Source organism: Bdellovibrio sp. NC01, from assembly GCF_006874625.1.
Lineage (GTDB): Bacteria > Bdellovibrionota > Bdellovibrionia > Bdellovibrionales > Bdellovibrionaceae > Bdellovibrio.
Genome location: NZ_CP030034.1, coordinates 1,872,475 through 1,886,284, shown reverse-complemented (window position 1 = coordinate 1,886,284; position 13,810 = coordinate 1,872,475). Strand labels below are relative to the sequence as shown.

The following is a 13,810-nucleotide window of genomic DNA, read 5'->3' as shown; positions in this document are numbered from 1 at the left end:
CGGCGTGTGCCGACTAAGATAATTCTTTTTCTAAGAAAGATGCGATTTCATCTGCGAAATGAGAAATCTGTGTTTTATCCGGTCCCTCTACAAGAACGCGAATCACAGGTTCTGTTCCAGAGAAACGCACGAACACGCGACCATTACCGCTTAATTTCTTTTCGATATCACGGATAAGGTCGGCGTAACCAGCGATCTCTGAAAGCTCATTACGGCGTTTTACGCGAAGATTGATCAAGACTTGTGGCATGTCTTCAAAGACGTGATTTAATTCACTCATACGACGACCTGTTTGTTTCACAACGGCCAAAACACTTAATGCTGCGATGATACCGTCACCTGTCGTTGTGTGATCCAAGAAGATGATGTGACCAGATTGTTCACCACCCAAGTTGTATCCGTTTTTACGCATCTCTTCGACAACGTATTTATCGCCGACACCCGTTTTCACCAACTGAATGCCCGCTTCGTTCATGCGTTTTTCAAGACCGAAGTTCGACATTTGTGTTGCAACCAAAGTGTTCTTTTTCAAAAGACCACGCTCTTTCATGTGAAGAGCACAAATCGCAAGAATACGGTCACCGTTTACGATCTCACCTTTTTCATCAACCATGATCACGCGATCGGCGTCACCATCAAGACTGATACCTACGTCCGCGCGATATTGCACAACCGCTTCAGATAATTTTTGCGGATGCAAAGCACCGACTTTGTCGTTGATGTTTGTACCATTTGGATCGTCACCCAATTGAATAACTTCCGCACCCAACTCTTGGAATACACTTGGCGCAACCTTGTAAGCCGCACCATTTGCTGTATCCAAGACGATACGCATACCATCCAAAGTATATTCCAAGGGGAAAGTACCCTTAACGTAAACGATGTAACGACCTTGAGAGTCGTCGATACGACGAGTGCGCCCGATTTCTTTACTTGGCGGAAGAAGAGCCGTTAAGTCTTCATCCAAGACTAGGCGTTCGATTTCGCTTTCCATCTCTTCAGAAATTTTGAAGCCATCTGGACCGAAAACTTTGATACCGTTGTCATGAAATGGATTGTGAGACGCCGAGATCACGATACCCGCAGCCGCACGCATTGTACGAGTCAGGTAACCGATACCTGGAGTTGGAAGTGGTCCCACAAGTTGCACGTGAATACCCATTGAATTCAAACCACTGGCAAGAGCTTGCTCGATCATGTAACCAGAAAGACGCGTGTCTTTACCGATAACAACTTTGCGAGCTAGGTTTGATTTCGTATTTTGTTTTTGCAAAAGATAACCGATCGCTTGACCGATTTTCACAACCATATCCGGAGTCATTGGATATTGGTTCGCAGTACCACGAATACCGTCTGTACCGAAGAGTTTTGCTTTTTTATCCACTTTTACTGTTACCTTTTTATTTGTCATTTTCAGTACTGCCTTTTTTGCCAACCACTTCGACTTGGATTTGGTTCGGTCGAACTCCAAGGATTTTTACTCCTAGAGGCACATCTATTTTATTCAAAGGGATGTCGACATAAACAACGCCTTCGCCTCTTTGTGAAATATCAAGACTGATCGTTTGTGATAACGAGCTTTCTAGAAACTTCTTAAGAGCTGCACGAGGGCCTGAAACCTTCACTTTTACATGATCTGTGGTTTGCGCCACAACTTGCGTATTGGGGGCTGTAATCAATTCAATATCGACGTTTTTACTCAACACAAAGTCACGGCGACCCAGAATGGTAAGCCACAAAATCAGTGAAATAAACAAAGCGACGACTTTGTAGCTGAAATTTTCGGTGATGGCGTCTGACCAACGGCGCTTCACGACACATCTCCTTGTTGAGAGAAGGCTTTGTACTTAAGGCCGAAGGTTTCATAAAGAGCTTTACGAATATCACCTAGCTCCACATTCGGGCTTAAGTGACCACCTTGCACAATACCAATCGACTTGTTTTCCTCAGAAACAACAAACACCAAAGCGTCTGTTTCTTCTGTTAAACCAATCGCGGCTCTGTGGCGAGTTCCCAAGTTTTTATCTAAAGCTGGATTTTTGCTTAAAGGCAGGAAGCAACCTGCTGAGTGGATTTTACCGTTACGGATTAAAACCGCGCCGTCATGCATAGGACTTTCCGGATGGAAAATCGAAGCCAACAATTCGGCAGAGACCTTTGAATCCATCTCAGTTCCGAACTCGATGTGATAATCGATCACAATTTCACGCTCAACCACCACCAAGGCACCGAAGCCTTTTTGAGCTGTGGCGATAACACCCTTTGCGATCTCTTCAATAACTTGTGTTTCTTGAATCGTCGAAGCATCCGTGAAAAACGGATTGCTACCAATGTGCGCAAGCGCACGGCGAATCTCGGCCTGGAATAAGACCACCACAATCACGAACAAGTTTGAAAAGAATTTTTCTAGAATCCAATTGAACGTGAAAAGTTCAAGCCAGATGGAAAGGATGTAGCCAATCGCAAGTACACCAAGGCCCGACAGCATTTGGATTGTGCCCGTGCGCTTGATAAGAACCAGAATGCGGTACACAACCATCCAGACAAGGATCATGTCGATCGCATCTTGCAGACGCAAGTGCTGAACGATAAAGATCAAATTGTCCAAAAACTGTTGCAACATCTTAGGTGCCTTACTCGCTACGAAGCCCTGATAAGATCATTACCAGGGCTTATGTTAATTTTTATATCAACTCAGTCAGAATTTAGACCGTCACAGGTCCTGTGTTACCAACTGGATCGTTACCGTCTTTTTTCTCTTTAGCGGCAGCGATCGCATTGAAAGTTTCTTTTCTGTTGCTACGGTATTTTTCAATTTCTGAAACCGCAGCACCATTAATCAACATTTCAACTTCATGACCATCGATCGTTTCGTATTCAAGAAGCGCTTGAGCCAAAGCCTCCAACGCTGTTTTATTATCAGTCAGGATTTGCACCGCTTGTGCGTAACCTGTGTTGATAATTTTTGAAACTTCCGCATCGATCTCTTCTGCTTTTGCTTCAGAGTATGACTTGTGACCTTGATGACCGTATTGCATGCCCAAGAACACTTCGCCGCCTGATTTTTCAAACGCCAAAGGTCCAAGCTTACTCATACCCCATTCGCAAACCATGCGACGTGCGATATCAGTGGCACGTTCGATATCGTTACCAGCGCCCGTTGTGATGTCTTTAAAGACCACTTCTTCTGCTGCACGACCACCGAATAAGAATGCGATCATGTGTTCTGCTGTCGATTTCGACAACGACACGCTTTCTTTTTCAGGCAATGTTTGAGTCACACCCAAAGCCATTCCGCGAGGAATGATAGTCACTTTGTGGATCGGATCCAAACCGCTTAATTTTTTATTCACAAGCGTGTGACCCGCCTCATGGTACGCAGTCACTTTTTTATCTTCTTCAGAGATAACCATAGATTTTCTTTCAGAACCCATGATGACTTTGTCTTTAGCGCGTTCAAAGTCTTCCATCTCTAAATATTTTTTATCAGTACGAGCCGCTACTAGAGCCGCTTCGTTCACCAAGTTTTCAAGGTCTGCACCCGAGAAGCCTGGAGTACCGCGAGCGATCTTAGCGATCTCTACGTCAGGTCCAAGTGGCGTCTTGCGAGTGTGAACTCCCAAGATTTGTTCACGACCTTTAAGATCCGGTTTATTCACAACCACGCGACGGTCGAAACGACCTGGACGAAGAAGTGCTGGATCCAAAACGTCAGGACGATTTGTTGCAGCGATCATGATAACGCCTTCAGAAGATTCGAAGCCGTCCATTTCAACAAGCAATTGATTCAGAGTTTGCTCACGTTCATCGTGACCACCACCCATGCCGGCACCACGATGGCGACCTACGGCATCGATCTCGTCGATGAAGATCAAGCATGGAGCATTTTTCTTACCTTGTTCAAACAAGTCACGAACGCGGCTTGCACCGACACCCACGAACATTTCAACGAAGTCAGAACCAGAAATAGTGAAGAACGGCACACCTGCTTCACCCGCAACTGCGCGAGCAAGCAAAGTTTTACCTGTACCTGGCGAACCCACAAGCAACACACCTTTAGGGATACGACCACCTAGTTTCGTGTATTTTTTAGGATCTTTCAGGAACGATACGATTTCTTGCAAATCGTCTTTCGCTTCATCAACACCAGCCACTTCTTTGAAAGTGACACGGTTTTTATGCTCCGTCAGAAGACGGGCACGTGATTTACCGAACGACATTGCTTTACCACCGCCGACTTGGATTTGGCGCATGATAAACAAGAACATCGCCACGATCAGAATCAGTGGCAACCAATTCACAACAAGAGATTGGAAGAAACCACCGTTATCAGCGCGCTCGTAGTTTGGCGTGATACCGTGTTCTTGAAGGAATTTGAAACCTTCGTCTTGCGTGTTACCGATGATAGAGAAATGTGTACCGTTGTATTTCTTTTCGAAATCCGGTTTCATTTCACCGACAACTTCAGAGGTGTCTTGGCGGAACGTGACGCTTGCCACTTCATTGGCTTTCACAGCTTCCGTAAATTTTGAGTAGTTAAAATCACCAATCACTTTTTGGTGCTTGCTCTCATAGGCCTGAAACAAGAAGACAGCCATAATGATGAGGAAGAACCAAAGTGCTAGCGTTTTTTGAGTAGAGCGCATCGCGATTCCTTTCACTTCGAAGGTCTAATTACCCAATAAGGGTAACATACATGACAGAGCGAATGAAATAATTCTTCTGCGAATTTACCTCGAGGAAGACAGAGCTCTCAATTCAGGACTGGACCTTGATTTGCTCTGCGTTAATTTCCCATTCTGCGCCTGCAGTTTTAAATGTGATCACTTTTTGCGACTTGTCCAGGCGCTTTTGAATTTCTTCAAGCTGGGCTTGCGAAAAATCTTTTTTTCCGAGTGAAAAAAGATACTGAGCGAGCAATCTTCGCTGCTCAAAAGGACTCAAAGTTAAGTAAAACGAGCGAGAAAGCCCCTGTGTCTTATAAGACTCATTTTGACTCAGGAGATCACCCCACGGCTGTGACGAGACTTCCTGCGCAATTGTCTCCAGCGAGCGCGCTAAGGATGCCACAGCACCCCTCTGACGCTTCTCGAGAGCCTTTAGCCATTCTTCACGCAGCCAGTTACGAAGCGGGTCCAGGGAGGAGTTAGACGGGTCCTCAAAGGTACGAAGTTTCTCTTCACGCAGATATTTTTTTAACTCTTTCTTGGTTACTTCTAGGAAAGGTCTGAAGATGCCATCTTTATACGCAAGCATCGCCTGAAAACCTTGCGCTCCAGTTCCACGAATAAGACGCAACAACCGTGTCTCTAAAAGATCGTCTCGATGATGACCAGTTGCCAAAACGGTGAAACCTTCATCAGCCATCAACCGCTTCAATGCCTCATAACGAAGCTCGCGATATTGCGCTTCGGATTTCGCCAATTCTGAACTTTTTAGAGCGAAAAATGGAATTTCTAACTTCTTACAAAGCTTTTCGCAGAATGCTTGAGCTTCCTTGCGATACTCGGCATTTGCATCTTCACCGTGATGAAAATAACAAGCACCGAGTAAATCTTTTTTATGAATTTTAGAAAGAACTCGCAGTAAAGCCGTCGAGTCCACCCCACCCGACAAAGCCACCAGGATTTTTTTGTTTTGCAGCGAATGCTGACGAACGAGTTTCCAAGCCTGGTGATCTAAATCTTGCTTTGCGCGGGACAAACTCACGGAAGTTCTCCTGTTATTTTACTCACCTTGCCCAGCGGCTGCAGTGGGATTTTCACCGGCGATGCCCACAGTTTTGATATTCACGAATTCCATGATACCAAAGTGACCGAGTTCACGACCGTAACCAGATTCTTTCACACCCCCAAACGGAATGCGTGGATCTGACTTCACAAAATCATTCACGACAACAAAGCCCGCATCAAGTTCTTTTTCTGCTAGAGCAATTCCTCGAGAAACATCTTTTGTGAACAAACCACCACCTAAGCCATAAGGCGAAGAGTTCGCAACCTCCACCGCTTCTTTTTCATCTTTCACAACGATAATGGAAGCAACCGGACCGAAAACTTCTTCTTTGTGAATCTCAGGATTGTTCTTTTCAAAAACCACAGCCGTCGGTGGATAAAAAGCCCCCGCCCCTTGCGGCGCCGAACCACCCAGCACGACTTTACCACCCCAACCTTTGAGTTTTTCAACTTGGCTAATGATAGTCGCTTGGAATTTTTTAGAAGCCAACGGCGCAATTTCCGTCTTCTTCATTTCCTCGGTCATTTTCTTAATGAAATTTTCAGCCACTTTTTGCACAACGATAAAACGCTTGCCCGCCACACAGCTTTGCCCACAATTTTGCAAACGCGTTTTCGCACAGGCCTTTGCGGCAAGATCAAGATCAGCATCTTCAAGAATAAGATAGGCATCACTACCACCTAATTCCAGAACAATTTTTTTAAGATTTTTTGCGGCCGTCGTCGCAACCGCACGCCCACCTGAACTGCTGCCGGTGAAGGTCACACCACGCACGCGGGGATCGGCAATGATTTTTTCAGCCACTTCGTGATCCACTTGGCAGTTGCGCAAAAGTTTTATTTCAGGAGTCAAATCGTTAAAGATTTTTCCAATCACTTCGGAAGTTCCCGCAGTCAAATCAGCGTGCTTCAACACGATCACATTTCCTGCCATTAATGCCGGAGCCGCAAAACGAATCACCTGCCACAATGGAAAATTCCACGGCATAATACTGAAAATCACACCTTGCGGTTGAAACGTTACTTCTGCACGCGCATAAGGCGAAGAAGCCGCTTGATTTGCCAACATGTTCTTTGCTTCTTTGGCGAAGTAATCACAAGTCGTCGCACACTTTTCAACTTCGGCTTTGCCCTCTTCCAAGAGTTTGCCCATTTCAAGGTGCATTGTTTTTGCTATTTCATCTTTGTGAGCACGAAGGGCCACAGCCAATTGACGAAGAACGTCGCCGCGCTCTTCGAAGGAATATTTGCGCCATTTTAGAAAATCATTGTGCGCATCATCGATAGCTTTTTTAGATTTTTCCCAAGAAAGATGTTCGAAAGTTTTTACGACATCGCCAGTGGCAGGATTCACAGTGGTAAAGGAGCTCATAAATACCTCCTTCACCAGTCAAACACAGAATATTTTTAAAGAGAACTGAAGACTTGGTAAAACGAGATCGATGTGCCGAGTAAAAACACACCCGTCATCGAACCCCACGCGATCACCTTATAGAACTTGCCAAGCTGCATAGCGCCGCGAGCATAAGGTCTTTCGGAGGCCAAAAGAGGAATCGGTGTCACCACAGTTTTGATGAACTGACGACAACATGCGCAGAACAAAATGATAGAGATAACACTTAAAATAGTTGAACTTTCCATACCGAACTTTTCGGCACGCAAACGTCTCAACTTGAGATCACCTTTGGTCTAGTTTAAGTGTTTTCCGACGAGGATTTTTTATTCGCGGGAGTTTCTTTTTTGATGATATCGATTTCGGCCGTGATTTTAAATTTATGAGTCTCTGCGAACTTCGAAAACTCTTTTACGAAATCGATTTTGTCGATGATGCCAACAATTTCTTTACTGACACGGTTGGTGATTTCATCTTTGGATTTATTGGCACTTTGAATCAGCAAATTATACGCTTCCTTAGGAAGCTTCAGCTCTGAAAGGTACGTGCGCAGACTTTCTTCAGTCATAAACGCCGCACTGACGCCAGCGGTGAAAACCTTTTTCACTGTGTCGCCAAGAAGACCCTTGATATCGCCCGAAGGATCTTTTTCATCTTTCTTAGAGCTGGAATCAGACGCCATAAACTTGTTTTACTCGCTTGTGATATGCACTCATCATATTTGGCAAATTCACACTCACCAAGGCATTTGCAATAGGACCTGGTACGAACATGCTAAATGTCGCTTCCACGGCGTAAGTCGCGCGTGTTTTACCAGCTTCATCTTCCAATTTCCAAGATCCCACAGAAGTCTTGAAAACGTCGCCAGAAGCGAATTCCCAGGTAATGCTTGTTGGCGCTGATTCCGTCATCCACAAAGAGTATTTAAACGATTTGATTACGGAAACACTGTATTCAACAAGCTTGCGGTTGCCTTCAGATTTGAGAACTTTGCAGGATTTTACTTCCGACAAAAATTCTGGATACTTTTCGTAATCCGCGATGATTTTATAAAACTGTTCAACACTGCAATTAAAGACTTCGGTAGTAGATGCTTTTGCCATAATTCAACTGTGACTTTGCGGGCTTAGCGAGTCAACCTTGACCTAGACCACGCCTCAATAAACAACAGTTATGTTACATTTTGTTGCCAGAGTGAAATACGCCTGTGTCCACGTAGATTCTTTACTTATTGGGCGCCACGCCTTGGCGGACGTGATATTTTAGAGGTAAGCCCTCAGAGTTTACACCGACGCTAAAAGGAAGATTCGGAGCTCTTATGAAGTACAAAATCCTCATTGTTGATGATGAGAAAGATCTGCGGGATCTGATTTCGTACTTTTTATTGCGCGAACACTTCGAAGTACAAACCGCCGAAAATGGCAAAGATGCCTTTGAAAAAGTTCAAACCTGGAATCCAAACTTAGTTATCAGCGACATCCGCATGCCTATCTGGGACGGCTTTGAATTACTACGCAAACTCAGCGCAAATGCTCTTAAAACGCCTGTGATGTTTATTTCTGGTTACGTCGGTGGCGACGAAGAAGTTCTTAAAAACGACCCAAATTGTGTGGGTTTCATTCCTAAACCCGTCACCAAGACCGAGCTTGTTCGCCTGGTCAAAGAACAACAATCCCGCCAAGCTCACGCTTAGTGAGGCAATTGAATCACAAACGACGTATTCGGATTCGTCGAATCAATAAAGAGCTTCCCGTGATGCGCTTCAATCAAGCCGCGCGAAATACTTAAACCCAATCCAGTGCCTTTACCAATTTCTTTGGTCGTATAAAACGGTCTGAAAATTTCATGATGAATGTCTTCGGGAATACCATGACCACTGTCAGTAATACGAATTTCCACACTCGAGCCTAAATCACGCACTTCGATCGCAATCCACTTTTGCGGCAATTCACGAATGGCTTCAAAAGCATTATTTAATAAATTCAAAAGCACCTGCGAAATTTGCACAGGACGACAATGCACCGTCAAATGAGACGCCTGCGGCCTACGCAATTCAATATCGTTCAGTTTGAATTTCTCCAAACACAACGACAGCGTGGTTTCGATAAGCGTATCCACCGGCACAACTTCGATTGGATCCTTCGCACCGTCGCGCGCAAAGGTGCGAAGCCCACGAACAATCGCTGCGATGCGATTCGTTGTTGATTGAACTTTCTCAATCGCTTCACGCATCAGGGTTTTATTGATCTCTGCATCTTGCAGAAGATCTAACTGTTGCTCGACGGACAACAGAATTACATTTAGCGGCGTATTGATTTCATGGGCGATACCACCCGCCATCTCACCCAGTGAGGCAAGCTTCGCAGAATATTCGGCACGTGCGGTTTGCGCCAACAGCTCTTCTTGCGTGGTTTCGACCTTTTGCAAAGCCATTGTTAGGTTCTGTTTTTCAACTTGCAGAGCCTCTTCAACTTCATAGCGTGTCGCCATGCTTAAGTAAAACTGCTTCGAATTACCGTAAACATAAACCACGAAGGTAAATATAAAAATCGTCCAGACATTATAGGGCAATTCCCCCGTGTGAGTCGAAAACGCCAGAACAGTCCCCGGAATCACGCCAACAACAAAAAGAAAATACGCTTGAACACGTGGATTTAACGCTAATGATGACGTCGACCCCGCCATGATGGCACTGATCAAAAAAGAAGTAATAAAAATTTTTGAGTCAGAATTAAGAGGATCCCAAAATCCTAAAGTACAAACGATACCAAGTCCGGTCGTACTAATCAAAATGACCGCCGCATGAAGTTTACGAAAGCGCAAACCCGGCATGCCTTCTTTCATGACTTTCAAACCAATATACAAACGCACAAAGCTTGCGCACAAAGCGCAGACAGCTGCAATTTGATGAATGGGAATGTAGACTGGGGTCGTTGCTATCGGAATAAATAACAACAAAGAAAAGACCACTATGAAGCCCACAGAGGCAGCGACACTACGTCTGTGGAAATCAAGAGCTAAACTGTTGAGAACGGACTGACTTAATACTCGCATACCAGGGTCACGTCTTTCATTTAAGAAACAGTTTTAGGACTTTTTAAACAAGGCCTCCGCAGCAGCACGCAAGGCTGCGGCTTTATCAACTCCGCCCGTTCCACCTTTGCGTGGTGAAAAATAATCGCAGAAATTCGCACGATCTTTTTCACGCACAACATCGGCGTTCGTTTCGCGGCATTCATTATAAACTTTCGCATCGTAGTGTTCGCAGTTCTTACAAACATGCACGTCGGCTCGGCAGTGCGGGCATTCATCCCGTCTGCCGATCAATCCCGTCACCGGAATTTCTTTGCTACAGTTGAAACAAATTAACTTCGCTGTATCCATTACTACTTTGCTGGCTTGCGAGTCAAATCGTGGAAAGCTTCAATGGTCCGGATTGTTCCAGTTTGCGATCTCATCACCACAGAATGGCTTTTTGCTTTTCCGTCTGGAAGGAAACGAATTCCTTTCAACAACGGTCCATCTGTCACACCCGAAGCGATGAACATCACAGAGCCAGACGCCAATTCATCCATCGTGAATTTTTTGTCCAAGTCTTTTAAGCCCATGCGTTTCGCACGTTCGCGCTCTTCTTCATTACGGAATTTAAGGCGGCCTTGGAAGTCGCCACCCAAACATTGCATTGCCGCAGCCGAGATCACACCTTCTGGTGCGCCACCGATACCCATCAACAAATCAACGCCTGAATCCGGCCATGCCGAAGCCACTGCCGCAGACACGTCACCATCACCGATCAAGTTAATACGTGCTCCCGTTTTACGAGCTTCCGCGATCAAATCTGTGTGACGAGGACGATTCAAAATAACAACCGTCAAATCACTCACCGCTTTACCCAATGCTTTTGCAACCGCATTGATGTTTTCAGTCGGAGTTTTATCAATATCAATTTTACCGCGAGCGCCAGGACCGCAAGCAATTTTATCCATGTAAGTATCAGGTGCATGCAAGAATTTGCCTTTTTCAGCAACCGCGATAACCGAGATCGCACCAACACCACCCGTCGCACAAATCGTTGTGCCCTCTAGTGGATCCAAAGCGATATCTAATTTCGGAGCATCCAAAGATTTATCGCCAACCGGTTCACCGATGTACAACATCGGAGCTTCATCACGCTCCCCTTCACCGATCACAACGGTACCGTCCATACGAACGATATCGAATGCTTTTCTCATCGCATCGACAGCGGCAGCGTCTGCTGCTTTTTCATCGCCACGACCCATCCAACGAGCAGAAGCTAAGGCTGCTGCCTCAGTCACACGTACAAATTCTAAAGCCAGGTTTCTGTCCATTGTTCTTTCTCCGTTGCGGCTTTGATCTCCGCAGATAGTCTAAGTAATTTTAAATCTAATCCTAGTGGCACGTGAACCGTCTGTGCGACAGAACATACTTCGCCATTTCTACCGCGCAGACGATATTGGAAAATCAAACGATTCCCTTCTGTACGCGCCTGCACTTCAATCTCTAAATCATCGCCAAAGAAAGTCGGCTTCAAGTGCTTTACTTGCGTTTCGTAAACCGCAAAATGACTCGCCGAGCCCGGCTTTTGATAATCAATCAAACCTCGGGAATGCGCCCACAATACACGCGCTTCTTCGTAGAAACGCAAATAATTGCTGTGATGAACAATCCCCATGAGATCGGTCTCGTAAAACTGAACCTTGTGACGATGAATAAACATTGATTATTTCTAGACTAAATTGTTAGGGTAAGTCCAGCACGTAAAGACAATTTCGGAGTTATGAATGGCGCTAACAGAATGGCAAAAGAATCTTCCTACTCGAATCACTCTCAGCCGAGTGTTCGTTGTGCCTTTCATTGTGGCAGCCATGTGGCCCAACACGCTAACGTGGAATATCGTTGCTGCTGTGCTTTTCATGCTGGCATCGACGACGGATTACTTCGATGGCTACTACGCGCGCAAATACAAAGCTGTTAGCAATTTCGGCAAATTCATGGACCCCATCGCCGATAAAATTCTGGTGACGAGTGTTCTAGCAATGCTCCTGGCTTTGGGGAAAATCGACGCGTGGATGGTGATTATTATCCTGGCGCGCGACAACTTTATCGGGGGCATCCGCTCCGTTGCTGCGGCAGATCAAATCATTATCGACGCCAAACCGGCCGGAAAATGGAAGACCGCAATGCAGATGGTCGCCATTCCCATTGTAATTATTGGAAATATGGACCCCTACGTGCCGTATTTGGACAAAATTGGTTACGGAGTCTTGTGGGTCAGCGTCATTTTGAGTATAACAAGCGGTATCGAATACTACTTAGGATACTTAAAGAGCCGTAAGAGCGCTTAAGGACGGTATGTTACTGCACCTCTCGCCTAGCAACTGGTTTTTCATCTTCTTAGCATTGCTTTTGAGCAGCTATTTGAAGATCGCTTCTGCAAAAACGCAGAAGCCTACCTTCTTTGCTACAGCTTCAAGCGGCGTCGTTCGCATGTTGTCGTCGCGCTAAGCGACGCCAAAGTCAGTCGCGTTAAGGAACAATCTCCACAAAATAGTCGCCATCGACCCCAGAATTCTGCTTCTGATCCGTCACTTTCAATTTTAAATTTACGCTCTTTTTGCCGTCAGTACACACCGCCGTAAAATTCATATCTGTGACTCTCACAACCGAGCTCAGCCACTGCGTATCATTCACACAGCTGTCTTCGTTAAATAAAAAATTAAAAACTGCCGCCATCGTGCTGTTCTTTTTTGTCACGCAATCTGCATCACCGCAGACTGTTTCCGCAGTGTGCGCCACCGATGTCGCCAATACAAATCCTACCAAAATCAGACTTACTTTTTTCATGGGCATCCTCCTCTGAAGATTGAATCCGGGAACGCTATCGCAAGTCGAAACTTCTGAAATCATTTTTGTGAGTGATGGAGTAGATGTAATTTTGATTCCTAACAACGACGCAAGTTTTCTATCCAAGCGCCTTCCCGCCTTATGTCACTCTATCCACAGATTCGGAAGTGTAAGGAGATAACGCTATGAAAATCACGATGATCGCATTGGCTTTATTAACTTGTTTACCTCTGCCGACGTGGGCTTATCCTGCGGTAGGAGATAAAGTCACTTGGAGTGGCAACTTCAAGCGCGTTGACGGCACAGACTACAACATCAAAATCACCAAAGAAGTGGTCGGCTTTGATGCTAAAGAAATGAGCTGGAAAGTGAAAGTCGATGCCATCATGGGTCAACAAAAGAGCTCAGACATCTTTGAAACCAAGGATTTGTACTCACCCAAGCAGTACAAGGAACTTCTGGCCAACTGCGCCTCAAAGGGCGGGTCGCTGGAAAGCTTAAAGCTTGATATCGGTCAATACCAAACCTGCAAACTCACGACGGTTGCGGAAGATGGCACCCGCATAGAGAAGTGGTGGGGCGACATTCCGTTCGGGGTTATCAGCAAAACGACCCGTGACTCAGGGCAGGTAGCCCAAACCCCTGAACTTAAGGCTATTCTTACAGGGCTGTAAACAAACCTATTTGATTTGGCAGTGAGGGGTTTTCATTTAACTGACTTAATTGAAGACCCTCATTTTTTTTCTTTCCTCTCTCACAATATTTGGCTAAAACTGTTTCCACGAACTAAGTCTGCCTAGAGTTATTTGAGCGTTTTGCT

17 protein-coding genes are annotated in these 13,810 nt (G+C 45.4%); 3 read left to right on the top strand and 14 right to left on the bottom strand.

All coding sequences use genetic code 11. The features are described 5' to 3' along the window. Nucleotides 1-13: 13 nt before the first annotated feature. The 9 genes from glmM to DOE51_RS09035 form a co-directional block, all read right to left on the bottom strand. Nucleotides 14-1,384 (bottom strand): phosphoglucosamine mutase, encoded by a 1,371-nt coding sequence (gene glmM, locus DOE51_RS09075; protein ID WP_142698238.1) that lies wholly within the window; start codon nt 1,382-1,384, stop codon nt 14-16. Between the two features lie 16 nt (nt 1,385-1,400). Further along, complete coding sequence (locus DOE51_RS09070; protein ID WP_142696212.1) at nt 1,401-1,814, bottom strand: hypothetical protein; 414 nt, start codon at nt 1,812-1,814, stop codon at nt 1,401-1,403. Then, on the bottom strand, nt 1,811-2,623 hold the full coding sequence (gene cdaA, locus DOE51_RS09065) for a diadenylate cyclase CdaA (protein ID WP_142696211.1): 813 nt from the start codon (nt 2,621-2,623) through the stop codon (nt 1,811-1,813). The genes DOE51_RS09070 and cdaA overlap by 4 nt, the downstream gene beginning before the upstream one ends. An 82-nt stretch (nt 2,624-2,705) precedes the next feature. Then, on the bottom strand, nt 2,706-4,646 hold the full coding sequence (gene ftsH, locus DOE51_RS09060; RefSeq protein ID WP_142696210.1) for an ATP-dependent zinc metalloprotease FtsH: 1,941 nt from the start codon (nt 4,644-4,646) through the stop codon (nt 2,706-2,708). 112 nt (nt 4,647-4,758) lie between these two features. Next, entirely contained in the window at nt 4,759-5,709 is a 951-nt protein-coding gene (tilS, locus tag DOE51_RS09055; RefSeq protein ID WP_142696209.1) for a tRNA lysidine(34) synthetase TilS, read from the bottom strand. A gap of 18 nt (nt 5,710-5,727) precedes the next feature. Beyond that, nucleotides 5,728-7,104 carry an NAD-dependent succinate-semialdehyde dehydrogenase gene (locus DOE51_RS09050; RefSeq protein WP_142696208.1) on the bottom strand — a complete coding sequence of 459 codons (1,377 nt, stop codon included), beginning with the start codon at nt 7,102-7,104 and terminating at the stop codon, nt 5,728-5,730. 35 nt (nt 7,105-7,139) lie between these two features. Further along, complete coding sequence (locus tag DOE51_RS09045; RefSeq protein ID WP_142696207.1) at nt 7,140-7,403, bottom strand: hypothetical protein; 264 nt, start codon at nt 7,401-7,403, stop codon at nt 7,140-7,142. A 23-nt stretch (nt 7,404-7,426) separates the two neighbouring features. Next, nucleotides 7,427-7,807, bottom strand: a complete 381-nt coding sequence (locus DOE51_RS09040) for a hypothetical protein (protein WP_142696206.1) — start codon at nt 7,805-7,807, stop codon at nt 7,427-7,429. Continuing rightward, nucleotides 7,797-8,228, bottom strand: coding sequence for a type II toxin-antitoxin system RatA family toxin (locus DOE51_RS09035; protein WP_142696205.1), 432 nt, complete (start codon nt 8,226-8,228; stop codon nt 7,797-7,799). Before DOE51_RS09035 ends, DOE51_RS09040 begins: the two co-directional genes overlap by 11 nt. Nucleotides 8,229-8,443: 215 nt before the next feature. Here DOE51_RS09035 and DOE51_RS09030 point away from each other — a divergent pair, with 215 nt between their 5' ends. Further along, complete coding sequence (locus DOE51_RS09030) at nt 8,444-8,818, top strand: response regulator (RefSeq protein ID WP_142696204.1); 375 nt, start codon at nt 8,444-8,446, stop codon at nt 8,816-8,818. Here the strand turns inward: DOE51_RS09030 and DOE51_RS09025 are convergent. Genes DOE51_RS09025 through DOE51_RS09010 form a run of 4 tightly spaced genes read right to left on the bottom strand, consistent with a single transcriptional unit; the run spans nt 8,815 to nt 11,863 of the window. Then, a complete protein-coding gene (locus DOE51_RS09025; protein ID WP_142696203.1) occupies nt 8,815-10,179 on the bottom strand; it encodes a sensor histidine kinase in 1,365 nt (454 codons plus the stop codon). The genes DOE51_RS09030 and DOE51_RS09025 overlap by 4 nt on opposite strands. Before the next feature lie 33 nt (nt 10,180-10,212). Beyond that, a complete protein-coding gene (locus tag DOE51_RS09020) occupies nt 10,213-10,509 on the bottom strand; it encodes a hypothetical protein (protein ID WP_142696202.1) in 297 nt (98 codons plus the stop codon). A gap of 2 nt (nt 10,510-10,511) precedes the next feature. Continuing rightward, the gene (glpX, locus tag DOE51_RS09015) at nt 10,512-11,474 is read right to left on the bottom strand and encodes a class II fructose-bisphosphatase (protein ID WP_142696201.1); all 963 of its coding nucleotides are present in this window, start codon (nt 11,472-11,474) and stop codon (nt 10,512-10,514) included. Further along, on the bottom strand, nt 11,453-11,863 hold the full coding sequence (locus DOE51_RS09010; RefSeq protein WP_142696200.1) for an acyl-CoA thioesterase: 411 nt from the start codon (nt 11,861-11,863) through the stop codon (nt 11,453-11,455). The genes glpX and DOE51_RS09010 overlap by 22 nt, the downstream gene beginning before the upstream one ends. A gap of 64 nt (nt 11,864-11,927) precedes the next feature. On the opposite strand from DOE51_RS09010, the gene pgsA reads away from it, so the two are divergent. Then, a complete protein-coding gene (gene pgsA / locus DOE51_RS09005; protein WP_142696199.1) occupies nt 11,928-12,491 on the top strand; it encodes a CDP-diacylglycerol--glycerol-3-phosphate 3-phosphatidyltransferase in 564 nt (187 codons plus the stop codon). Between the two features lie 181 nt (nt 12,492-12,672). Here the strand turns inward: pgsA and DOE51_RS09000 are convergent, their stop codons facing one another. Continuing rightward, on the bottom strand, nt 12,673-12,990 hold the full coding sequence (locus DOE51_RS09000) for a hypothetical protein (RefSeq protein ID WP_142696198.1): 318 nt from the start codon (nt 12,988-12,990) through the stop codon (nt 12,673-12,675). A gap of 185 nt (nt 12,991-13,175) precedes the next feature. Between DOE51_RS09000 and DOE51_RS08995 the strand changes: the two genes are divergently transcribed. Continuing rightward, nucleotides 13,176-13,664, top strand: coding sequence for a DUF333 domain-containing protein (locus tag DOE51_RS08995; RefSeq protein ID WP_142696197.1), 489 nt, complete (start codon nt 13,176-13,178; stop codon nt 13,662-13,664). Nucleotides 13,665-13,810 lie beyond the last annotated feature (146 nt).